Source organism: Tsukamurella paurometabola (assembly GCF_900631615.1).
Taxonomy (GTDB): Bacteria; Actinomycetota; Actinomycetes; order Mycobacteriales; family Mycobacteriaceae; genus Tsukamurella; species Tsukamurella paurometabola_A.
In genome coordinates, this window is record NZ_LR131273.1 from 3,506,785 (window position 1) to 3,527,718 (window position 20,934).

The following is a 20,934-nucleotide window of genomic DNA, read 5'->3' on the forward strand; positions in this document are numbered from 1 at the left end:
ACTGTAAGGCCCATGAACGTATTGAGCCTGACTCAATTGCGCGAGCGTGCCGGCAATCTCTGGGCGCTGACCCTGGGGGAGGGCATCCGCCCCGTCGAGCGCACCCCGCACGTCGTCGTCGCCGACGGTGACCACCGCACCCTCCGCCGGTTCGCCTCGGATTCCGACCGTGGTGCCGCTGCGGTCGCCGGAGCTGCGCCGGTGCTTCTGGTGCCGCCGATCGCCGCGCCCGCCACCTGCTACGACCTCTCGCCGGAGACGTCGGTGGTCGCGCACCTGGCCTCGACGGCGCGCGTCCCCTACGTCATCGACTTCGGTGAGATGGGCTACGGCGACCGTGGGCTCGGGTTCGAGGACTTCGCGCTCGACATCATCCCGCAGGCCATCGCGCGGACCCTGGAGGACTTCTGGGACGGGGAGGTGCCCGACGGTGCCGGCGTCGACCTGTACGGATGGAGCCTGGGTGGCACGCTGTCGTTCCTCACCGCCGGCGCGTCGACGGACTCCATCCGCTCGATCGTCTCCATCGCCACCCCGCTGAAGTACGCCGCGCAGCCGCCGTACCCGCTCGTGACGAAGCTGGCGAAGCCCGTCCGCGGCATGGGTCCCGGCGCGCTGATCGCGCTCATGGGCGGCATCCCTGCGCCGATCGTGCAGGTGGCCTACCGCGCCACGTCGTGGGACCGCGAGCTCAAGAAGCCCAAGTTCGTGCTGGAGAACCTCGGCGAGCCCGAGAAGCTCGCGCGCATGGAGGTCATCGACCGCTTCCAGCGCACCTTCCCCGGCTACCCCGGCAAGCTGGCGACGCAGCTGTGGGAGCGGCTGATCTTCCGCGGCGAGCTCGCCGCCGGGCACGTGCAGCTGGGGGAGCGGACCATCGATCTGCACTCCATCGACGTGCCCATCCAGCTCTTCGGCTCGCACCGGGACGCCCTGTGCGCGTGGGAGACCGCGCGACACGGCGTGGATCTGTTCACCGGCTCGCCGCGCGTCGAGTTCGCGACCGTCGAGTCCAGCCACCTCGGCCTCGTCGCCGGCCCCGATGCCGTCCGCGAGACCTGGCCCGTGATCGACGCCTTCCTCGCGTCCGTGGATGCCGGGTCCGAGGTCGCCGACCCCGCCCGGTAAGCTGGCTCGGCTGGCCGTTTCCGACGGTCCGCCGGACGCCCCCGTAGCCCAATTGGCAGAGGCAACGGATTCAAAACCCGTCCAGTGTGAGTTCGAGTCTCACCGGGGGCACTGCCGAGATACGAAAGAACCCGCAGGTAGATCGCCTGCGGGTTCTTTCGTCTTCGGGTTCAGAGCTGGTCGTGAGCACGTTTTGAGCACAGTTCGGTCCGATGCTTACGCGGAGAGGGTGGCTGCGCGGTCTAGTGCGACAGCGACGCTGTCGAGGTCGTCGGGGAAGAGATCCGCGTAGGTGTCGAGAGTGAGCGTGGCAGAGCTGTGGCCCAGCATTCTTTGAACAGCCTTGACATGAGCGCCCGCGGAGATGGCCAACGAGGCTGCAGTGTGTCGCATGTCGTGCGGCGTCACACGAGGGAAAGGTGGCGTCGTAGCCTCTCCGTGCTCGCTCTGCGCAGCTTCCTTTGCGCGCGTATTGGTGGTGTTCTTGATGCATCGCTGAACTGCACCGTCCCACCAGGTGTTATGCCCCGGCGGCTTGGCGTATCCGCCTTGAGCAGCCGGAAACACGATGTCATCTGGCTGCATCCCTCGGCAGTGGTCGGCGAGCATCGTGACGACGAACGCGGGTAGGGGAACCGTTCGACGCTCGTAGTCCTTTGGATCGCCGATGTGCACCGTCTTACCCACGAACACGGCGATCCTCTCAACCGACACTCTGCCGCGTCGGAGGTCTATGTGACGCCGCAGGAGGCCCGCGAGCTCCGACCAACGCAACCCTGTGTACGCAAGGACATAGACCTCAATCGCATGCTGCTTGGCCTCGTTGGCGAACAGTGCGACCTGCGTGTGAGTGAGAAACTCGTTGCTCTTCGCGGTACCTCGTCGAGGCAACTTCACACCGCGGGCGGGATTCGACCCGATCCGCCTGTCTGCCACCGCCCCCTCCAAGATGCCGGACAGCACGCCGTGGATCCGCGCGACTGAGTTGGGACCCAAGTTCTCGGACAACTCGGCAATCCAGACCCGAATATCGGTGGCCCGCACCTTCACAACCTGGACTTGGCCCCAACGCGGCTCGACGTGGACGCGCCAAGCCGATTCGACTGAGCGCTCACCGGACGGTTTGGTGTGCGCGCGACCCGCGAGCCACTCCGTGCCGAGAGTGCCGATTGTGACCCTGCCAGCGTTGACATCGATGTACTCGCCACGAAGTGCGCTGACCTGGACGGTGGCGAGGTACGCTTCCGCTTCCCTTCGAGTTCGAAATCCGCGTTTCGTCGTCTGGACACCGCTCGGACGGCGATACCTCACCATGTAGCGGCCTCGGTCTCGCGCAGGCCCTCGCGCAAGTTCGTAACGTTCAATCGTTGCCATCGAGCGCGGCCTCCTCAACCGCGACCCTCTCGATCTCAGCCGCCACCTCGGCGACGATGAGCGGAGTCTGCCGAGCGCGTCGCTGCTTGTTCGCTCCTTCGCCAGCGCGACGATCACGCTCGACTGTCGCCGTCGTGCCGTATAAGCGTTCGGCGGCAACTTGGACGACTACCGGATCAGCGTCGAGTTCTGCGCTGATCCGGTCATCGACCGCACCCCAACCCGGTGCGAGGGTTGGATCGGGAAGCGGGGGGAGCAGCGGTGTGACAGGGGTGCCGCGCAGCGCCGAACGGACGGGCTCCTCGGACTCGGGGATAAGGTCAGCAAGCTGAAGGGGATGGCCCAGCAGGTCGCCAAGTGCAATAGCCAAGGGGAGCAATGTCTCTAGATGCGCAGCCGCGACCTTGCCCTGTTCAAGCTGGGTTACCCGTGCCTTCTGCCAGGTAAGGCCTGCCCGCTGTGCCGCGCGCGCGAGTTGGTCCTGGCTGAAGCCCGCATCCGTACGAAGCTGGCGGACGCGCGCTCCAATGAGCGTGTCGAGTTTAGTCACCCCGCTAGGGTCGCAGAAGCGACCATAGTTGACAAGTGGCGACGCTCATGGTTCGCTTGGGTTCATATTACGACCTATGCCGACAAGGGGGCACCATGACGACGGTTACCGGCTTCATTCATCCTGATGCGCTCTATTCGACTCGGGCGGCAGCCGACGTGATCCCTGGGACTACAGCCGCTGGGCTGGCGAAGATGCGGGAGCGTGGAATTGGGCCGGAGTATGTGCAGCATCGCCCGCGCGGCGCGGTTACATACCGCGGTTCGGATCTCATCGCCTGGATTGAATCGGCCGTTCGTAAGCCGGGAGGGTGGTGACGGCGTCCTAATACGCGAAAAGCCCCGGGGCGCGGGGCTCTTCGTCGCTTTCACCCTTAAGGAGGAGGGAAAAGCATGGCAAGCGTAGCACGCCGCGAGGCACCCGGTCACGTCGCAAACGTGCAGGTCACGCATCGATTTGCTGTGCCGCGCGTGTCGATCGCGCTCGGATCGCTCGACCCCCTTACCGGCGAGAGCACGGTGGTCGTCGCCATCACTCCGGCTGACGCACGGGCGGCTGCCCACCGACTCCTGGACGCGGCGGCGCGAGCAGAGGGGGCGGCGTGACGGAGCCCGAAGCTCCTCCACGGTCCGCGCCGACGGGGCGTGGATCGCACTCCGATCGGGCCGCTCGATGGGTGCGCGAGCTGGCTGCGGATCAAGGCCGCGGTCGGCTCGAACCTCTTCCACGTCTGCTTCTGTTCGTCATTGCGTCCCATGCGGATCGGTACTACTCGTGGCCCATCTCCGGCTCTCTGTTTCGGATGGAGACTGGGATGAGCGCGCAAGGTGTTTCAGACGCGCTGGACGACCTGGAGTGGCTAGGGCTGGTCTACCGGGCTGGTGACGCGCGCACCGGCAGGCGCTCTCGCTACTACCTGCCCGCTCCCGGCGGGGCCGATCCGGCCAGTAGTCCGGAAAGGCGGGAGGAGTACGCGGCGGCCGTCGCTCGGGCCATCGCCGTCCGGGCCGATCCGCAGTCGCCCGCGGATCGCCGCCGCGAGCTCCGCCTGAAGCGGAGGGCCGCCTGTGGATAAGCAGCTTGAGCACGAGATCGACCTCTCCGCCCGGTGGGGAGGTACCACCCTGCCCGGCGTTGAGGTACCTCTACGCCGGGTGGGGACCTCCTCCCCACCCGGTAGGGACCTCCTCCCCGCCCGGTGGGGACCAAGACAGGACGACAACAGTTCCCTTACACGTCGATATCGACACACGCCTTGAGACATCCGTTAGTCGGGTACGTCACCAGCGGCCCCTGCCGCGTGGGGCGCTCCGCCCCCACACCCCAGGCCCTTCGTCGAATCGGAACCGCGCACGCTTCGCGGCGCACCAACCTTTGAAAGGAATGTCGTGGACACCAAGGATGAGATTGAGCAGATCTGCGCGGCCGTCACCGCGTGCGCATCGGACGTTGGCGTGTCGATCCCGCGAGCTGAGAGCATCGGCGAGGCCGTCGCGATGTGGTACCTCCCGCGGATTGCCGCGGACTTCCTCCGGCTGGCTCTCCCCGGCGACCCGGACGAGTGCGAGCGGGTACACCGTGCGTTCGCGGCGGTATGCGCCGCTGACGCTGCCCTTGGAGGCCGCTGATGCCCACGCAGACCGACCTGTGGGTCCCGGAGGTACCCACGGTGTACGTCGGGCCGTCCGCAGCCTCCAGGGCCTACGTGGCGGCCGGATGGACGGACCGCCAGGTGGTCGTTGCGGATGAGATTCCGCCTGCCGCGATCGAGGCTCTCGCGGAATCGACGGTCCCCCTTGTCCTCCTCATCGACGATGACGCGGTGGGCGGCGAGGGAATCCGTGTGTTGCAGAACGTCGATCCCGACCGTCTCCTGGTCCTGGCGACCGCGGAGTCTCGCGGCCTGCCCATCATGAGCCTGCTGGCCAACCACTGGGACACGGTCGAGGTCACCTCTGACAACGACTGGGGAGTATGGCTGTCCGCCGACGGCAGTCAGCAGCGTCGCGTGAGGGTCGGGTGATTCCCATGACCTGAGACCAATCGCCGGCCCGGCGCGGAATCGCCACATCCGCCCGACCGGTTGAGTCTCCGCCCGATCCGGGAGAGCTGTCCAAGCTCAACCAACACAAGGAGATTCACATGTTCAACACCATCAACTTCGATACGGCCGATCTGCGCCCTGTCCTGATCACGGGCCCCGCTCGCACCACGAGGGCACGCGAGTTCATTGACGCGATCGTCGCTGCGAGCTCGGGGACCGTCACCGTCGCTCGCCGTCTTGACGAGATCACGGACGCGGTAATCAACCCGTCGACGAGCAAGCTCGTCGGCGTCCTCGATACCGCCGCTCTCTCGATCCGCGAGGATCTGCGAGGGCTGCTCTCTTCTGCTCAGGCTGCGGGGGTGCAGCTCCTCGTCCTTTCCCGAACCGTGGAAGCTGTGCCCGATGAGCTCCGCGCATACCTTCGGGAGGTGGCTGCGTGAAGATCCAGTCCCACCACGACGTACCCCGGTACGCCTGGCTCACGCCTGCGAGCAGCGATCCGGCTGATCCTGCCATGCGGATTACGACATCGACGGGGACCGTGGATCTGACCCGCGCGGAGTTCGAGCGGTTGGCAGACCTCCTCGCTAAGGACGTCCGTGCTCGCGCGCATGAGGAAGTCCAGCTCCATCTTCGTGAGCCTCGCCGTCGGCCCCGAAGGGTGCGGCTCAGGCTTGCGCTCGCGGCGTTCTGTGCAGTTCTCGTGGTGCCGCTCGCTGCTTGCGGGACCGCGGGACCGTCGACGGGTTCGCCGTCGAGCAGCTCCGCGAGGTGCGCGGCCACGGCCACGAGCGCTCAGGCCACCGCCGCCGACACGGGCCCCAACGATCCGCAGGGCTCCGACGGATCGTCGACGAGAACGCCGCTCGACGAGGCTCTCGATGAGGTGCACCGTAGGTGCGGACCGGGATCGTTGGTGTCCAGGCCGGATCGTGGCAGCGCGGATGCCGGTGGTGCCGACGATCTGGAGGATGACCCCGGAGTCCCGAGCCGAGCGGAGGGACCGCGATGAGATTGGGAGTCGCGGCCTGCGTGGTCCTCGTCCCCTTCGCCGCCGCGTGCGGCACCGATGAGGGACCGACCTCCGTCGCCGCTGCACAGCAGACCAACCGCTGCGAAATCGCAGCTGCGGATGCCGCCTATCGTGACGCGACGGGGCGCGTCGCCCGACAACGCGCCATCAAACGAATTGTCCAGCAGGAGAATTGCGGACGCTCCAAACCGGGCAAATGGGGCTGCATTGTCGATGAGGATGTCGAGCGAGCCATGCGTGGGGATGTGGACGCGCCGGGGCTGCGCGCGTTGATCTCCGTCGACCCGCCCCTGTACGGCTCGATTGCACCAGAGGTCGTCGATCCCGCTCGCTACGTCGTCAACCTCTGGTGCGCCCATTTCGATGGTGGTCCGACGTTCGTCCTCAGCGGGGTACGCCCGTGAGGTCACGAGTTGCTCTTGCGCTCACCGCTGTTCTCGCCCTCGCTCAGCTCGCTGCATGTGGCGACCGCAGCGGAGAAGGCCAGCTCTGCTTGACCGAATCAACCGTGCAGCAGTGGGAGAGGTCGCCGGGGTCGGCTGACGATCTCTGGCGCATGATCCGCGCTGTGAAGGTTCGCACCGACCAGGGCTGCGATGCACCCCTTCCGGGCGGTCCCGGCGGATACCTCTGTGTAACCGGCGGCCTCGCAATGAACGCCGTGTATTCGCCACAGTCTCGGCGAAAGGAGTTGGCGCAGCGAATCGTCGCCGATCTGCTGATTGCCGAACAGATGCACAGCGAGGACGACATTTGCGTCTCTCGGTGGACGATCACATCGAGAGGCGATCAGGTGTGAATCCGGACCTCTTGTGCCTGTTGCAGCACTCCGCGATGCGATAGCGTGCGAGACAGCACCGACGGCCTGCTGTGGCGGCGGGCCCGGTGTCAGCGGGCAGCGGGGCGGGGCCAATCGCTAGTGGCATGGATCAGCTCTCCGGGGCGCTGGCCCGCCCGCCGTTCGCGCAGAGGAGTCGAGATGGACCGCCGTGAGGATCGAGCCAAGAACAGCGAGGAGCTGAATCGGCGGCTAGCGGAGAGCGACGGTCCCCTCGGCGTTCACGACGACGATGAGCGGGGAACGAGCTACGGGCCGCTGTGGGTCGCCGACGGTGATCCGAGGGTCTATACCGAGGAATCTGACTATTCGGTCGAGCAGGCCCGTGAACAGGCCCTCTTCTGGTGGGCCGCAGCTGCGGCTGCCGAACGAAACCGCATGGAACGTATGGCTGACGACGTCGAGCATGGCGATTACGTGCCCATACCCGGCAGCTTGGAAGTGCATGTTCCGCTGCCTGAGTACGTGCCCGTCGACCGCACGGGACCGGCGATACGAGCCGCTCTGCGGGAGGCATCGCCGGATGAGCTTCCGGATTTCGAAGCGGAGTTCCGGATCGCGCTGGCCGAGGCGGAGGACAACTTCGACCTCTCCCGGGTAGACGCGGCCCTCACCCGCTGGTGGGGTGTCGCGCACATGCGTCTCAACCCGCCGACTGCCGCGGAGCGCGAGCTCGTCGAGCAGGTCGCTCGCGGCGACTTCGAGGGGCTGCAAGTTGAGTGGCGCGTCTACTTGATTCGTGAAGGGCCGGGCTGGTCCGCGGTGATTCCCGGAACGCCGATCGCAGCGGACGGCGCGACGCGCGAGGAGGCTCTCGACGAGATGGTCGACGCCCTGCGTGACTACGTCGAGTCGCGGAACGAGTACCTCCGGCTCGCTCCTAACCACGCCGCCAACAAGAACCTCGTCGACTTGATCGACGGCGAGACCGACGAAAGCCTGCGCAGATGGGTAGCCGCCGGGGACTGCGGCGACGCGCAGCGCGAGTACGACACCTCGCCGGTCCTACGCGATGCCCTGCGGCGCGCTCGGGAAGCGCGGTCCGTGAAGAGGGTGTTCCGCCGCCGCGACGAGTAGGCGTTCGCCGGCACACGCTGAGCCAGTTTGGCGTCACCCCATGGGGCGTCAACGTTGCGGGCTGGCCCGCCGAAGTAAGGAAGCTCTGGCTCTAGCCTTGGCGGGCATCGTTGGATTTGATGCTACCGGCGACTCGTACCGCGAACGATCACGTGGCCGCGCCGGGAGGGCCGGGCCTCCAAGTAGAGAGAACGTCCGAGGCCCGGGATTCCTCGACCACCTTCCGCGCGTCAGAGTCCCTGTAGGCCATCTCGAAGTCGGTGAGCAACAGGATCAATGGATGAGTGCGAACGTCCCGAACGAGAGCGTCAGGTGATTCTGCCTCCCAAGCAGCGACTGTGATGCGGTATCCGTTCACCTCGTGGCCAAGCCTGCGGGACAGATCGGTGCACATCGTGCTCGCGGCGCGACGTTCGACGGTGCCGATCAGCAGCACGTCGATGTCGCTCGGAGGGGGACCGTCGACGCCGTGGTACCGCGCAGCGAACGAGCCGAAGATGTACCCCACCACCAGGCCGTCCAGCTCGATCACGGCCTCGCGGATCGCCTCGATGATCTGGTCGGGATCAGTCAAATTGATCTCACCTCCAGTGTTCGCGGGTCGATGAGCAGGAGGTTCTGCGACAAGAGATCCCCGTCGGCGTCGAGCCCCTCGACTTGCGTCGATCCCACCCGATCGCTGTACCGCCAGTGGCATGCCAGTCTCCGGCAATCGCGACGCGGTCGGGGGCAGGCTTCATAGTCGCGATTCTCGCACCTGGGGTGTCCGGCGTCCGTGGAAGTGGTGTCGTCCGAAACATGCTGAGCCAGTTGATTGGCAACCGTCGAGTGGTCGGATGAAGAACACGCTGATCCAGTTGACTGTCAGCGCCGGCCTGGGAGCGAGCGTGGACTCACTCGAAGAACAGGTCCCGCTTCCACGACCTCGGGACTGCTGCACCGATAAGGACATCTGATCTGGCTTGCCCGCATAGGGTGGCCTGGAAGGATGACTATCGTGCCGAAGCCGTATCCGCAGGAGTTCCGTGATGACGTGGTCCGCGTGGCCCGTGAGCGCGAGTCGGGGGTGACGCTCGCCCAGATCGCGAAGGACTTCGGGATTCATGAGATGACGCTGCAGAAGTGGTTGCGCCGCGCGGATATCGATGACGGCCGCAGGCCGGGAACGACATCAACGGAATCGGTTGAGCTGCGTGAGCTGCGGAAGCGGAATCGCTTGCTGGAGCAGGAGAATGAGGTATTGCGGCGGGCGGCGGCGTATCTGTCGCAGGCGAATCTGCCGGGAAAAGGCTCTACCCGCTCGTGAAGGAGCTCGCCGCCGACGGCATTCCCGTGGCGGTGACGTGCCGGGTTCTCAAGCTCTCTCGTCCGCCGTACTACCGGTGGCTGACCGAGGCGGTCACCACGGCTGAACGAACCGAGGCCGTGCGGGCGAACGCGCTGTTCGATGCCCACCGTGATGACCCGGAGTTCGGGTATCGATTTCTCGCCGATGAGGCCGAAGCTGCTGGCCAGAGCATGAGTGCGCGGACGGCGTGGCGGATCTGCTCGGAGAACAGCTGGTGGTCAAGGTTCGGGAAGAAACGCGGCCGGAACGGGAAGAAACCCGGCCCGCCGGTGCACGACGACCTCGTCGAACGCGACTTCACCGCCGAATCTCCGAACCAGTTGTGGCTCAGCGATATCACCGAGCATTGGACTGACGAGGGCAAGGTCTACCTTTGCGCGATCAAGGACGCCTGCTCGGGGCGGATCGTCGGCTACAGTATCGACTCCCGCATGCAATCACGTCTCGCCGTCAGTGCGTTGAACAATGCGGTTGCCCGCCGTAGCCACGACGTCGCAGGTTGTATTGTGCACTCCGACAGAGGCTCTCAATTCCGGTCCCGCAAATTCGTGTCGGCGTTGAACCGACACCATCTGGTCGGATCGATGGGCAGAGTCGGCGCCGCCGGCGACAACGCCGCGATGGAGTCGTTCTTCGCACTGCTGCAGCGCAACGTCCTCGACCGGCAGCGATGGAGCACCCGCGAGCAACTCCGGATCGCGATCGTCACCTGGATCGAACGGACCTACCACCGCCGGCGCCGCCAGGCCCGCCTCGGCCGGTTGACGCCGATCGAATACGAGGCGATCATCAACACAGCCGCATCAGCGGCATGACACCGTAACTGTCTCTATCGGTGCAGCAGTCCCCTCAGTCATACACCAGTTGATACGTTATGCAACGAGCTGACCAGGGGGAAGGAGACGGGCGGCGTGACTTCGAGAGATGTGCTGCTAGGTGTAGCAGCACTGGCTGCATGTTTTGTCACGGGATGTGCTGGAACCTCGACGATGCCGGATCGAGTGGCCAGTACGTCGATCGAGCTGTGGAGTACCCCTGCGGCGCAATCCTCCGCTACTTCCAGCACGCCGAGTGCCCGGGCAGCGTCGCCTTCCGAGTGGCCTGCGCTCAAACCTGGCCACTGGGTCTCCTTGCAAGGTAGCCAGGGCGGAACAGCGTACGACTTCAGCTACGGCCCGGTGATCGGCATGGGATCGACGGTCGTTCAGCAGGGGACTTCGGGTACCGACGCTTCGTGCACCGCCGGATGGCCGGTCTTCGATGCCAAGGACCGCGTGGGGTTCCTCACCGCGGGGCACTGCGACGCGAACCCCGGCGGGGTCACCTGGATGTACCTGGACGCGAACCGGTCGCAGAAGCGCATGCTCAATGCATACGAGCGCAGCGTGGGCACGGTCTCCAACGGCACGAAGCTCGACGCCGCGGTCTTCTTCCTCACTCCAGAGCAACAGGCCAACCGTGACTACGCGAACACCGTGACCAAGACGGTGCGGATCAAGGACTATCTGAGCCCCGCACAGACCAAGGCAATGCCCGTCGGAACCCCGGTCTGCATGATGGGCGGTCGCGCGGGAACCACCTGCGGCCCGCTCATTTCCGCCACCGATTACGACATCGAGTGGGGCGGCTACGCGATTCAGGGCGATTCCGGTGCTGGCGTATTCGTGGTCGACGCGAACATGAATGCGTACGCGATCGGACTGCTCAGCTCGGGCCCGGACGACTACCACAACCGCGCGACGCACATCGAGCCCGTACTCAAGCGGTGGGGCCTGAAGATGATGACCACGCCCGCGAACTAGGGGTTGATTTTGAACATGCGACAGCAGTGCGTGGCAGGTCTCTCGATCCTCTTCCTTGCCGCAGGGTGTGGGAGCGCCGACCCGAGCACCAACCTTGTGGAGACGCCGTCCGAGGAGATCCTGAAGTTCGACCTCACAAACCAGAAACTCGTCCACTCAGACTCACAGGTCAACGGGTCACTCAACGCCACCCCGCTCTTCCAGTACCGCCCGCAGCGGATGCTCGTCCAGCAGGGACAGCAGGCCCCCGAGAACTTCGACGGCGGATACGGACCGGCCAAGTGCGGGCCGCAGACCGGATGGAAGCAGCGGGGCATCACCCTCTACACGGTCACGCCAAACGACAAGGAGGTCACGAACGCTGCGAAGATGCAGGACCGCGAGCTCTACGAGGACGTCCTCATTCAGGAGTTCTTCGTGTTCGACTCGGTTGCTTCCGCACGCGGCTACTTCAACACGATGAAGGAGACGCTGCGCAAGCAGTGCCCCGACGTCGACCGCACCATGGGCGGACGGTTCCCGATCCAGATCAAGCCCGCGATCACCTCCGAGTCCGAGGACCGGTTCACCGCGGACTCGACCGTTACCCCCTCGCGCTACGACCACTCTCCTGAGACGTCCGGAGGCAACGGATCGACAGGGCAGCAGTGGCGTCGCGTGGCCAGCGTGGACCGCAACATCGTCACGATCACCGACGGCGCGCACTACATCACCAAGACGCACGCGAATCTGATCCAGCCGACCAACATCACCGTCGCTGCGGACCTGATCAGCAACTACATCAGGCAGCTCCAATAGGCGTGCACTCCCCGGACTAGATGAACTTGGAACCGATCGACGAGCTGGTGCGTCTAATGGGTATGGGGGAAGAACACGACGACGTACCCGCCTTGCCCGACTGGGTTGAGGACTACTTCGCTGACCAGCGTCGCTACTGGCGCACGCTCCGCGATGACGGATTGATCGACCTAGCCGACACTGGGGAGCTGATCCGGCGTCAGGTCGATCGAGCTGGACTCCGCGCTTACCTTGAAGGACAAGACCAACGTCCAGCACGTAACGATCGAGGGCGTCCCCGACGCCTACTGCCGCTCGTACGGAATCGGTGGCGTCGCATCCGAGCTGTACTACGCCTGCTGGGTCGCGGTGGGGCGGTACGTCTCCGAGTTCGTCGACAAGCAGCCGACGAAGACTTTCCAGGCGACCGATGCGGCGCACCGGGTACTGCAACATTCGAGATGACGTTTGGGCACGTAGAGCTACGCAGCAGAATCGACTTCTCTTGATCGGTACCCGACGGATGTGAACCATTCATCCCGACCAAGGGCTTCATACATTGCCCCCCGTCGATCATTGACGTCCCCCTCGAAAGCGAGTTTGCTCTGTTCGAGTAGATGCTCCACGACACTCTCGCGGTCGTCCTCCGCAAAGCGCGAATTCAATGTTCGAATTATTCCCGATATCTCACGTGCAGACACTACCGAATACAGTTCTCCCAGGTGGAGCGTCTCGAATTGATTAACAATCCGCCGCCTAGTGGTCGCGTCGATCCGCCTGTCTGGATCCGCACGGAACGCAACCACCGGAGTCTGATCGAGAACCTCAGCACGGAGCCACCGCGTGCTCAGCAAGTCGCGCGCCGGCCGGGCGTAAGGATGAATCAGTTGGTCGGTTTCCGCGGTGGCGAATCGGTCGTTGAGCAACTTGTTGCACCGAATGCACGCCGGTATTAGGTTCCATGGGTCGATAGCGAGCTCGTGAACGAGAGTAATCGGAACAAAATGATCAAGAGTATCTGCCATCCCATACTGGCAATAGCTACAAAGCTGATGTAGCGCATTATTCTTTATCGCGTCATATATACGTCGAGCCTTGCTGCCCGACCTGGACAGTTGACCGGTGTATAGTTTTTGCAAATCAGCATCGCTGATTCCGGGGATAGGGTACAAGCTCTTCTTCGTCTGATGTAAAGATTGATCGTGAATGCGATCCTGAAAGTCCGAACTGTTCTGTGTGAACGCCGGTACTGCCGAATTTACATTAGCTTTGAGCTCTTTGTCTCGTATGCCGTTCGCGCACGCCTTCGCCGACTCCTCGACGGTGCACGTGGGCGGATCAACCGCCCACATGATTTGCCCCCGCAGATTGAGGCGAGGTCGGAGTCATCATTGCCCGGAGGATCGACCTCGCCTCCGATCCTAGGTGCCCTTCGAATGCCGCGACCGCCTCGTCGTAACTGCTCGCGGACATCGCTGCATCCGCGAGCATTCTGTGGAAGCCGGTGCTTGTAACCTCTAGTCCGAACACTTCGTCAGTCAGAATTCCGACATTCTCTCCGAATGTTTCAATTCTTGGGCGATCGACTCGCAAGCTGTTTCCTGAGCGGCTCAACTTCCAAACGCAATCGCGCGGGACCTCTTGCAGCACCACTGGTGAATGGGTAGCTACGACTGCCATTCCGTTTCGGTCGGTCAAGAGATCGCTCAGGGCCCGCACGAAAGCCGAAAGCAACGGCGGATGAAGGTGGGCCTCCGGCTCATCCAGCAAGACGAGGCTCTTTTCCTCGACCGTCTCGACCAGTTTCGCAATGCTAAGCAAGACGATCTTGTGGCCGGATGAGAGCTTTCCGAAACGAGCGCCAAACTCAGACACAGCCTCCTCGACTTCAGATTCGTTTTCAGGTTCAAGATAGTAGGAGTCGACTCCGTCGCCAGGGAGCGTAAGGAGGTCGGCCAGACCCGCCTCTGCGAAAATCGGATCATTCTCTAGGATGCCGAGGGCATTGCGCAAGCGGGCTCGGCGTGCCCCAACGAGACATTGCTTTAATGACCGAGTCATCTCCGCACGTATTGCAGGCATGTCCTTGGTTGCCGACTCACCTTCTTGCGGCCGCTTCTTTTTAAGTCCGACGTAGTGGTACGAAAGCCCCTTCCCTCGGCTTTGCGACTCTCGCATAGGAACAAATTCGTCAAAAGCGCTAAACGAGACGGAAACTATGTTGGATAGCTGATTCCAAGGCCCCTTCGGTGCGTCTTCTTCCCGTGATCGAGTCACCATGGTCGTTGCAAGACTTGTTAGAAACGTGCTCTTTCCGACCCCGTTTCTCCCGATTATTACGTGGATGTTTGAGGGGGGACGTGATCCGGGTGTTACTGAAAAGGAAACCTTCGGGCGGGGATCAGCACTCCGGGGCGTGAAGGAGAAAGAATAGGGCGTTAGCCGTGCACCGCCTCGGGCCATACGTGAATACTGCTCTTCGACCGTTTTGATAGTAACCGTGCGTAAGAGCGATGTCCTGGTGACTTCTTCGTGAAGTGCCAGATCGCGAGCGGTCGCGTCAAAAGCGATGTCGCGAAGCGATCGAAGGATGGACTCTCGGAAGGCGTCGCCCAGCGAACCGATCGTGGCGTAGTACGAATCATCCTGTCCGAGCGAAAAATACCCTTCGGGAAGTTGCGTGAATGACTGCGGAAGTGTAGGCGAGCGTGATCCGTCAGCGCTAGTACCCGCACGACCGCTCTGCAGCCCAACATTTCCAATTTTTACCTCGCCGAGGGCATGGCCCCGGCCATCTTCATCGATGAAGTGAGCGAGGTGGAGTGTCTGATACTTGAACCAGTCATCCCAGTCGGTTAGCCATAGAAATACGACTCCACGCGCATGTCGGTCAATCTGTCGGGCACTGCCGACTACTCGAAACATCACGGTGGGCCTCCTCTACACCTCGAGCTGAGCATACTGTGAGCGCGGATCCTAGTGGCGCGGGTTTGAAGTTGTTGGACGGTTCGCCTTCTCGAGGATCTGCTCGGCGGTCTTGGTCCAGACGAACGGCTGTGCTCTCGGGTTCCAGCCGTCGATGAACGCCCGGATCTTGGCGTTGAGGTCCTGGACGGAGGTGAACACGCCGCGCCGGATGGCCTGTCGTTCGACGATCCCGAACCAGGCCTCGACGAGATTCATCCAGGAGGCGTGTGTCGGGGTGAAGTGCACGACGATCCGGGGATGCTTGGCGAGCCAGGCCTTGACGTTCGCATGCTTGTGAGCTGCGTAGTTGTCCATCACCAGGTGCAGCTCGACCGGGTTGCCGTCGGAGTCGAGCACGTCGCGGTAGGCCCGCTCGATCTGACGCAGGAACGCCAGGAACTCCTGGTGCCGGTGCTTGGGTTTGAGGGCGGCGGTGACCTTGCCGGTCGCGATGTCGAGGGCGGCGAACAAGGTGGTGGTGCCGTGCCGGTAGTAGTCATGGGAGCGGCGTTCGACCTTCCCGGGCTGGGTCGGCAGGATCGGCACCGTCCGATCCAGGGCTTGGATCTGCGACTTCTCATCCACGCACAGCACGATCGCGTTCTGAGGCGGGTTCAAGTACAGGCCGCAGATGTCGGTGACCTTGCCGACCAGCTCGGGGTCGGTGGAGAACCGGAACGATTCGGCCTTGAACGGTTTGATCCCGTACGCGCGCCACGCCCGCGCCACCGCGGCCGGCGACACCTTGATCCGGGCGGCGAGCAGCCTCGTCGACCAATGCGTCACCCCAAGGCTTTTCGGCGGCGGCGTGAGCGTTGCGACGATGATCGCATCCTGATCGAGCTCCCGCGGCCGGCCTGGCCGAACCCGATCGGACAGGCCCTCCAGGCCACGCTCGAGATACCGATCCCGCCACGCGATCACCGTCGTCCGGCTCGCATCGACCAACTCAGCGATCCGCTGATTCGACTCACCATCAGCGGCCAGCAACACGATCCGCGCCCGCTTGGCCGCGGACGCCCGCACCGAAGCGGACCGGGTCCACGACTCCAGCACCTCCCGATCACCATCGCGCAGCGTCAACGCCGGAGCAGGATGATTCGCCATGCCTCAATTCTCGCAGGCACCAAACTGTTCAATGATTAACGACACGCGCCACTAGGTGCTGGTCTAGGGCGTGTCTAACAATTGATCGGGCTCGATGATGACAGGCTCGGTGCATGTCGCGGTTTCAGGTGCTCTCCGATGCTCAGTGGTCGTTGATCGAGGACATGCTGCCACGGCCGACCGGCCGGCGCGGTAGGCCGTTCTCGGATGCACAGTCATCGCCTGGACCCGAGAATTAACAGACACGCCCTAGGCGCGAGACTCAACTCTGAGACGAACGACGCGTCAGGCGTCGGGCATTCATCCGCAACCCTTTCACGGCCTGCGGTTCCGTACCAACCGAACCGGCCACGGCTTCAAGTCGAACCTCGGCTCGACGCCGTGCGGATGGACGGGGATCACCGCCGCTCCCGAGACGGCGAAGTTGTGCCGGTGCTCCACCGGTGCGTTCTCCACCTGAAACTCCAGCCGTCTGCGCGCTTCAGACGCCGCCTCGTACGGGTCGAGGAAGTACCCGAGTTCGGGCTGCACCTGAACTTCGTAGTCCGGGTTCAGATGGAGCGGCAGGGCGATCAGGTAGATCGTCTGAGAGTCTCGATTGAAGTTGTCGGCGCGCTCGTAGTCGATCTTCGCCTCCGTGGGCACCGTCCGGTGGATGTCCCTGTCGGTACCCTGATCCAGGTCCAGCACGCCGTCCTGCTTCCGGGCGTCTCCTCGTGCGACTGTTCTCCAGTAGAAGACGGCCAACTCCCGCTCCCAGCGGTCCACGACGTCGTCGAGTCCAACGATCCGAGCCTCCTCGGGCGCGACCGCGGCGAGGTGGTGCGCCGCGTTCACCGCCTCCCCGAGTCTCATCACGAGGTCGTACTCCGCGTCACGTGCCGCGCCAGTCGGTGCGGGGCTCGCAAGCACCGCGCGATTGACCTCTTCCCGCTCGATCCGCCGCCGCTCGGCAGCGACGCGGGCTTCATCGACCTTTCCTGCAGCCACGGCCTCTGCGCGGAGCTCACGCCAGTTACGAGCGCCACCCGTCATGCGGACACCCGCCGGTACCACTTCTCGAACTTGAGAACGAACTCGGGGAAGCTGCGAAACGCCGCCGCCGTCAACTCTTTGGCCAAGTCCTGGTGCTCGTACTCATCGACGCCGCGAACCCAGGCTTGGTCTTCCACTGCGGCCACCACCGCTTCACGCAGAGCTATGCGGAGCTCGGCGGCGTCGCGCAGAAGCTCGGCCTCATCATCATCCGCGACTGCCAACCAGAGATCGTTTGCCGTACGGCTTCGTGCCAAGTCGTTGGCCAGATACCTCCGCGCGGATTCCAGGGCATCGACCGCTTCCTGCCTCGATTGAAAGGTCATGCGGCGACCTCCCCGGCGAGCTTCTCGATGGTCCGGACAGTGCCCTGGGCGACCCCGGCAGCCATCCCGGCGGCCTTCTGGCCCTTCCCCTCGGCGCGCGCCGCGAGCACTGCGGTGATCACGTTGATCGGCTGCGTAGTGCGGCCGGTCGCGGCGATCAGCTCCGCCAGCTCCCGGTGATCGTCCATGGGATCAGCATGATCATCGTGCGGATCACTGGCAGGCTCGACGAGGTGCATCGGTGCCTCCGTCTGGGCCTCGGTGATCACCTGGTGCAGCTCGCCGGCCCCAGGCTGATCACCCTCGTGACCTGCGCCGATCAGCGGCAGATCGACCGTCTGATCAAGGTTGATCGGCTCTGCGATCGGCTGATCAGGCGCGGTGATCACCGGCTGATCGGCGGGGATCACCGGGTGCCCGGAGGGGCGATCAGCGACCTCGGTCCCGCGGTCCGCACGGACCAGTTCCCAGCTCGCGCCCGCGATGGTCACGTCGACCACGAGCGGCAAGATCACCGCGACGGCGGGCGCGAACCCGAAGGTGATCAGCAGCTCCCGCAGCCCCATGAACGAGACAGCGAAGGCGCCGAGCGCGATCATCGAGATCACCGCTGCGCCCACCCAGTCACCCCGGCGCGACCCCTCCGGCGCAGTGATCAGGTTGTGCGTGTGCCAGAACAGGAACACGGGCGCGATGCTCGCCGCGACCGCCGCGCCCCACCCGTACACCGTCGGCGCGACGAGCACAGCGTGCATCACGTTGCCGGTGATCGAGGTCAGCACCGCGAGGGCCAGGAGTCCCTTCCAACGGGTCCACATCATGCTGCGTCCTTAAGCTCGCGTACTTCGTCGTCAGTGACCGCCTCGCCCGCGCGAATCCGGTGGGCGAGGGTCTGGATCTGGGGCCACACCGACTCCAGCTCGTAATGCCAGATGTCCTCGGGCTGCGAATCGAGCCCATGACGATCCATCTCGCGCCGCACAGCCACCTGCACCGGGTCGTTGCGCCATGCACGCCACACAGCAGCGTCGTCCGGCTGGTTCACCAGAACCCCAACGACGTAGTCGGAGAAATCGCAGTCGTCCTCATCGCGCTCATCGAAAGGGCGTTCCCCCCAGAGGAACCTGGCTTCTGCCCACGGGCCCGCGTACGCGATGAACCCGAAGTCCCACGGAGCGGAGCGATGCAGGGTCAGCCCGTGCCCCGGCTGGTTCAGGTCGATCGTGACGCTACGGAGGCTCGAACCTCCACGCATCACAGCCGCGATCGCGTGGCCTGCCTCGTGGTGGGCAGTCAAGTCAAGGTCATGGTCGGTCATGCCGCGGTCTCCTTCGCTGCTCGGTAGATCGTGTAGCGAGAGCACCCGTACTCGTGAGCGAGATCCGACGCGGATTCCCCGGCCGAGTAACGCGCCTTCACCTCCGTCTCCTGCTCTCTCGTGAGGCAGGGCTTGCGGCCCTTGTAGACGCCCTTCTTCTTCGCCAACGCGATTCCCTCCCGTTGGCGCTCGTGGATCAGAGCGCGCTCGAACTCCGCGACCGCTCCGAGCATGGACAACAACAGGTTGCTTATCGGGGAGTCGTCGCCGGTGAAGGTCTGCCCCTCCTTGCAAAACTCGACCCTGACGCCCTTGCCGGTGAGCTGCCGAACGATGCGTCGGAGATCTTCGACGTTGCGGGCGAGCCGGTCCATGCTGTGCACGACGAGCGTGTCGCCGTCACGGACGTACTGGAGCGCCTCGTTGAGCTGCGGACGCTCCAAAGTCGCGCCGCTGGCCTTATCGATGAAGGTGCGGTCGAGTTCGATTCCGTCGAGCTGTCGCTCCGTGTGCTGATCGACGGTCGAGACGCGGATGTAGCCAACTCGCTGGCCCGTTCCGGCCATGATTCCCTCCGTGTTGCATTGGGGTCTAAGAGGTCATTGCGCAGTCGTTGCAGAACGTGAAATCGACTCTATTGCAACGGTCTGACGAAAATCGGGGATGTTTCGATGGAGTGGACCCCAAAGCGACATGTGCAGCTGGGGTTCAGTTGTCCAGCCCAAGGGCTTCATCGGCTTCACGCAGCCTCTCGAAAGCGCGCAGCTGCTCCTCACGTCGCTCCTCGACGAATTCCATGACGTCCTTTGCGAGGACCCTGTGATGGCTGCCGACCATGTGCGCCGCGAGGCTGCCGTCCTTGATCCACTTCATCACCGTCGGGCGCGTTACCCCGAGCTGTCGGGCAGCTTCCGTGGTCGTCAGTTCCCGTGGCATGTTCGTCAGGTCGTCGTCGATGCCGTCTTGGTCCTCGCGCGCCATAGCAATCATCAGCGACTGCCGGTATCGCTCAACCTCCGCCGCCGCGATGCGAATATCGTTCCCAACCCGCGTCGCGGTGATCTCTCCGGCGTTGACTCGCCGAGTGACGGCGGCGCGCGACATCCCGAGGCGGGACGCTGCCTGCTCGACATCAAGGGTTTCAGACATCGACGTCATCCTGCCCAGCTCGCGCCCGGGGGCACGATCCACTGTCCGGGAGCGGGCGCGACGGTCCCCGCAGGTGGAAGTGGTTCGCTACCAGGAACGCCGGTCGTCTGATTCGGCCGTGCGCCACCGGAATCGACGACCGTGCGATCGGAGGTCGCGGTCGCGTCTGACCCATGAACCGTCCCCGCGATCAGCACGATGAGAAGCCATATGAGGCACCCGATCGCGGCAACGAGCGTCCGTCGTCCGAGGGTCGACTTCGGAGTCAGATATGCGATCCAGCTACGCACCAGCAGCTTCCGTCGCTCGCGTCGGACCAACTCGCGAAACTCAATCACCGACGTGTCCGGGTCGACCTGGACCTTGCGCCCGACAACGACCTCTCCGTGCGGCGCACTCGACCGGTAAACGGTCGCCTGCCAGTACGTCTCGGAGGCGTCCTGATTCCCAGACCAGCGACCGCGGTACGCGAGCCTGGGCGGAAGCGGCACGCGAGCAGAATCCTCACGTTCGCTGAGCACTTCGAGTTCTGCGGGCGCATTCCAGAAGATCTGCGCGAACGGGTTCGCCATCAGATGACCTCCGAATCGGGGACCGTCGGCGCGAATTCTGCGGCGCGATCAGGCGTACCGATCGTGACCCGTTCCAGCTCGCGAATCTCAGCGAGAAGCGCAGCAACACGCTTGCCCCGCGCAGTGCCGATTTCGTCCACGTGTGCGGCCAGGATCGCGAGCCGCCAACGGTCCAGTGCGGCAGCGATTCGCGGCACGGGCTGCCCACCCTTTCCGCCCTCGATCGCGGCAGCGAGTTCGACGGCCTCGTCGGCGAACTGCTTCGCCTCCGGTAGTGCGCGTCGTTGGTACCTCCAACGGGTGGCAGCCACCTCCAGCTCTTTCGTGAGTTTAAACCTGTTCGTCTTCATTCCGTTCCTCTCGTAGTGGATTGACTCAGTTCATGCAGGGAAAATCGGACGGAACCCGGAGCTCACAATTCGGTCTGAATGTGATTCCGGGACACACCCACTCGCGCGCACGCGCGTAGGGCCGTTTTCGGCGGGG

General features: G+C 64.1%; 24 protein-coding genes and 1 tRNA gene. 11 read left to right on the top strand and 14 right to left on the bottom strand.

Annotated features, from left to right (window positions below; genetic code table 11):
• The first annotated feature begins 12 nt into the window (after positions 1-12).
• Together ELY19_RS17525 and ELY19_RS17530 are read left to right on the top strand one after the other, a co-directional pair.
• Positions 13-1,128, top strand: a complete 1,116-nt coding sequence (locus tag ELY19_RS17525; RefSeq protein ID WP_126197377.1) for a polyhydroxyalkanoate synthase family protein — start codon at positions 13-15, stop codon at positions 1,126-1,128.
• 37 nt (positions 1,129-1,165) lie between these two features.
• Positions 1,166-1,239 (top strand) — tRNA-Leu (locus ELY19_RS17530).
• 105 nt (positions 1,240-1,344) lie between these two features.
• Here the strand turns inward: ELY19_RS17530 and ELY19_RS17535 are convergent.
• Both ELY19_RS17535 and ELY19_RS17540 read right to left on the bottom strand, forming a co-directional pair.
• Positions 1,345-2,442 carry a site-specific integrase gene (locus ELY19_RS17535; protein WP_227966921.1) on the bottom strand — a complete coding sequence of 366 codons (1,098 nt, stop codon included), beginning with the start codon at positions 2,440-2,442 and terminating at the stop codon, positions 1,345-1,347.
• A gap of 46 nt (positions 2,443-2,488) precedes the next feature.
• A complete protein-coding gene (locus tag ELY19_RS17540) occupies positions 2,489-3,052 on the bottom strand; it encodes a helix-turn-helix domain-containing protein (RefSeq protein ID WP_126197379.1) in 564 nt (187 codons plus the stop codon).
• Between the two features lie 1,388 nt (positions 3,053-4,440).
• Here ELY19_RS17540 and ELY19_RS17550 point away from each other — a divergent pair.
• The 5 genes from ELY19_RS17550 (at position 4,441) to ELY19_RS23860 (ending at position 8,047) form a co-directional block, all read left to right on the top strand.
• Complete coding sequence (locus ELY19_RS17550; RefSeq protein ID WP_126197380.1) at positions 4,441-4,680, top strand: hypothetical protein; 240 nt, start codon at positions 4,441-4,443, stop codon at positions 4,678-4,680.
• A complete protein-coding gene (locus ELY19_RS17555) occupies positions 4,680-5,075 on the top strand; it encodes a hypothetical protein (protein WP_126197381.1) in 396 nt (131 codons plus the stop codon). Before ELY19_RS17550 ends, ELY19_RS17555 begins: the two co-directional genes overlap by 1 nt.
• Positions 5,076-5,194: 119 nt before the next feature.
• The gene (locus ELY19_RS17560; protein WP_126197382.1) at positions 5,195-5,539 is read left to right on the top strand and encodes a hypothetical protein; all 345 of its coding nucleotides are present in this window, start codon (positions 5,195-5,197) and stop codon (positions 5,537-5,539) included.
• Between the two features lie 568 nt (positions 5,540-6,107).
• Positions 6,108-6,536 (top strand): hypothetical protein, encoded by a 429-nt coding sequence (locus ELY19_RS17565; RefSeq protein WP_126197383.1) that lies wholly within the window; start codon positions 6,108-6,110, stop codon positions 6,534-6,536.
• A 575-nt stretch (positions 6,537-7,111) separates the two neighbouring features.
• Entirely contained in the window at positions 7,112-8,047 is a 936-nt protein-coding gene (locus ELY19_RS23860) for a DUF6247 family protein (protein ID WP_227966923.1), read from the top strand.
• Between the two features lie 148 nt (positions 8,048-8,195).
• Here the strand turns inward: ELY19_RS23860 and ELY19_RS17575 are convergent, their stop codons facing one another.
• Positions 8,196-8,621, bottom strand: a complete 426-nt coding sequence (locus tag ELY19_RS17575; protein WP_126197384.1) for a nucleotidyltransferase domain-containing protein — start codon at positions 8,619-8,621, stop codon at positions 8,196-8,198.
• 423 nt (positions 8,622-9,044) lie between these two features.
• On the opposite strand from ELY19_RS17575, the gene ELY19_RS17580 reads away from it, so the two are divergent.
• The 4 genes from ELY19_RS17580 (at position 9,045) to ELY19_RS17595 (ending at position 12,439) form a co-directional block, all read left to right on the top strand.
• Positions 9,045-10,210 (top strand): IS3 family transposase gene (locus tag ELY19_RS17580; RefSeq protein ID WP_126195119.1). Its coding sequence is split into 2 segments (ribosomal slippage): positions 9,045-9,329 and positions 9,332-10,210, totalling 1,164 coding nucleotides; the frame shifts between segments, so codons are not numbered across the junction.
• A 186-nt stretch (positions 10,211-10,396) separates the two neighbouring features.
• A complete protein-coding gene (locus ELY19_RS17585) occupies positions 10,397-11,197 on the top strand; it encodes a chymotrypsin family serine protease (protein ID WP_126197385.1) in 801 nt (266 codons plus the stop codon).
• Between the two features lie 15 nt (positions 11,198-11,212).
• On the top strand, positions 11,213-11,995 hold the full coding sequence (locus tag ELY19_RS17590) for a hypothetical protein (RefSeq protein WP_164711638.1): 783 nt from the start codon (positions 11,213-11,215) through the stop codon (positions 11,993-11,995).
• 231 nt (positions 11,996-12,226) lie between these two features.
• Entirely contained in the window at positions 12,227-12,439 is a 213-nt protein-coding gene (locus ELY19_RS17595; RefSeq protein ID WP_126197387.1) for a hypothetical protein, read from the top strand.
• Positions 12,440-12,456: 17 nt separating this feature from the next.
• Here ELY19_RS17595 and ELY19_RS24150 read toward each other — a convergent pair whose 3' ends face one another.
• The 11 genes from ELY19_RS24150 to ELY19_RS17655 all read right to left on the bottom strand — a co-directional run bounded on the left by ELY19_RS24150 (position 12,457) and on the right by ELY19_RS17655 (position 20,798).
• Positions 12,457-13,326 (bottom strand): HNH endonuclease signature motif containing protein, encoded by an 870-nt coding sequence (locus ELY19_RS24150; protein ID WP_126197388.1) that lies wholly within the window; start codon positions 13,324-13,326, stop codon positions 12,457-12,459.
• Positions 13,313-14,899 carry an AAA family ATPase gene (locus ELY19_RS17605; RefSeq protein WP_126198901.1) on the bottom strand — a complete coding sequence of 529 codons (1,587 nt, stop codon included), beginning with the start codon at positions 14,897-14,899 and terminating at the stop codon, positions 13,313-13,315. Before ELY19_RS17605 ends, ELY19_RS24150 begins: the two co-directional genes overlap by 14 nt.
• A gap of 51 nt (positions 14,900-14,950) precedes the next feature.
• Positions 14,951-16,048 (bottom strand): IS630 family transposase, encoded by a 1,098-nt coding sequence (locus ELY19_RS17610; protein ID WP_126194392.1) that lies wholly within the window; start codon positions 16,046-16,048, stop codon positions 14,951-14,953.
• Positions 16,049-16,363: 315 nt separating this feature from the next.
• Positions 16,364-17,038 (bottom strand): hypothetical protein, encoded by a 675-nt coding sequence (locus ELY19_RS24155; RefSeq protein WP_164711468.1) that lies wholly within the window; start codon positions 17,036-17,038, stop codon positions 16,364-16,366.
• 41 nt (positions 17,039-17,079) lie between these two features.
• Positions 17,080-17,409 carry a hypothetical protein gene (locus tag ELY19_RS17625; protein WP_126197390.1) on the bottom strand — a complete coding sequence of 110 codons (330 nt, stop codon included), beginning with the start codon at positions 17,407-17,409 and terminating at the stop codon, positions 17,080-17,082.
• Positions 17,406-18,230 carry a DUF2637 domain-containing protein gene (locus ELY19_RS17630; protein ID WP_126197391.1) on the bottom strand — a complete coding sequence of 275 codons (825 nt, stop codon included), beginning with the start codon at positions 18,228-18,230 and terminating at the stop codon, positions 17,406-17,408. Before ELY19_RS17630 ends, ELY19_RS17625 begins: the two co-directional genes overlap by 4 nt.
• Complete coding sequence (locus ELY19_RS17635; protein ID WP_126197392.1) at positions 18,227-18,727, bottom strand: M50 family metallopeptidase; 501 nt, start codon at positions 18,725-18,727, stop codon at positions 18,227-18,229. Before ELY19_RS17635 ends, ELY19_RS17630 begins: the two co-directional genes overlap by 4 nt.
• Positions 18,724-19,293, bottom strand: coding sequence for a recombinase family protein (locus ELY19_RS17640; protein WP_126197393.1), 570 nt, complete (start codon positions 19,291-19,293; stop codon positions 18,724-18,726). Before ELY19_RS17640 ends, ELY19_RS17635 begins: the two co-directional genes overlap by 4 nt.
• A gap of 142 nt (positions 19,294-19,435) precedes the next feature.
• On the bottom strand, positions 19,436-19,876 hold the full coding sequence (locus tag ELY19_RS17645) for a helix-turn-helix domain-containing protein (protein ID WP_164711639.1): 441 nt from the start codon (positions 19,874-19,876) through the stop codon (positions 19,436-19,438).
• A 5-nt stretch (positions 19,877-19,881) separates the two neighbouring features.
• Positions 19,882-20,448 (bottom strand): hypothetical protein, encoded by a 567-nt coding sequence (locus ELY19_RS17650; protein ID WP_126197395.1) that lies wholly within the window; start codon positions 20,446-20,448, stop codon positions 19,882-19,884.
• Positions 20,448-20,798, bottom strand: a complete 351-nt coding sequence (locus ELY19_RS17655; RefSeq protein WP_126197396.1) for a hypothetical protein — start codon at positions 20,796-20,798, stop codon at positions 20,448-20,450. The genes ELY19_RS17650 and ELY19_RS17655 overlap by 1 nt, the downstream gene beginning before the upstream one ends.
• Positions 20,799-20,934 lie beyond the last annotated feature (136 nt).

Bases quoted from the DNA above. Each gene is read 5' to 3' on its own strand.
- ELY19_RS17525 (WP_126197377.1), top strand. From the start codon at position 13: ATGAACGTATTGAGCCTGACTCAATTGCGCGAGCGTGCCGGCAATCTC.
- ELY19_RS17535 (WP_227966921.1), bottom strand. From the start codon at position 2,442: ATGGTGAGGTATCGCCGTCCGAGCGGTGTCCAGACGACGAAACGCGGA.
- ELY19_RS17555 (WP_126197381.1), top strand. From the start codon at position 4,680: ATGCCCACGCAGACCGACCTGTGGGTCCCGGAGGTACCCACGGTGTAC.
- ELY19_RS17560 (WP_126197382.1), top strand. From the start codon at position 5,195: ATGTTCAACACCATCAACTTCGATACGGCCGATCTGCGCCCTGTCCTG.
- ELY19_RS17565 (WP_126197383.1), top strand. From the start codon at position 6,108: ATGAGATTGGGAGTCGCGGCCTGCGTGGTCCTCGTCCCCTTCGCCGCC.
- ELY19_RS23860 (WP_227966923.1), top strand. From the start codon at position 7,112: ATGGACCGCCGTGAGGATCGAGCCAAGAACAGCGAGGAGCTGAATCGG.
- ELY19_RS17590 (WP_164711638.1), top strand. From the start codon at position 11,213: ATGCGACAGCAGTGCGTGGCAGGTCTCTCGATCCTCTTCCTTGCCGCA.
- ELY19_RS24150 (WP_126197388.1), bottom strand. From the start codon at position 13,326: ATGTGGGCGGTTGATCCGCCCACGTGCACCGTCGAGGAGTCGGCGAAG.
- ELY19_RS17605 (WP_126198901.1), bottom strand. From the start codon at position 14,899: ATGTTTCGAGTAGTCGGCAGTGCCCGACAGATTGACCGACATGCGCGT.
- ELY19_RS17610 (WP_126194392.1), bottom strand. From the start codon at position 16,048: ATGGCGAATCATCCTGCTCCGGCGTTGACGCTGCGCGATGGTGATCGG.
- ELY19_RS17625 (WP_126197390.1), bottom strand. From the start codon at position 17,409: ATGACCTTTCAATCGAGGCAGGAAGCGGTCGATGCCCTGGAATCCGCG.
- ELY19_RS17630 (WP_126197391.1), bottom strand. From the start codon at position 18,230: ATGATGTGGACCCGTTGGAAGGGACTCCTGGCCCTCGCGGTGCTGACC.
- ELY19_RS17635 (WP_126197392.1), bottom strand. From the start codon at position 18,727: ATGACCGACCATGACCTTGACTTGACTGCCCACCACGAGGCAGGCCAC.
- ELY19_RS17640 (WP_126197393.1), bottom strand. From the start codon at position 19,293: ATGGCCGGAACGGGCCAGCGAGTTGGCTACATCCGCGTCTCGACCGTC.
- ELY19_RS17645 (WP_164711639.1), bottom strand. From the start codon at position 19,876: ATGTCTGAAACCCTTGATGTCGAGCAGGCAGCGTCCCGCCTCGGGATG.
- ELY19_RS17650 (WP_126197395.1), bottom strand. From the start codon at position 20,448: ATGGCGAACCCGTTCGCGCAGATCTTCTGGAATGCGCCCGCAGAACTC.
- ELY19_RS17655 (WP_126197396.1), bottom strand. From the start codon at position 20,798: ATGAAGACGAACAGGTTTAAACTCACGAAAGAGCTGGAGGTGGCTGCC.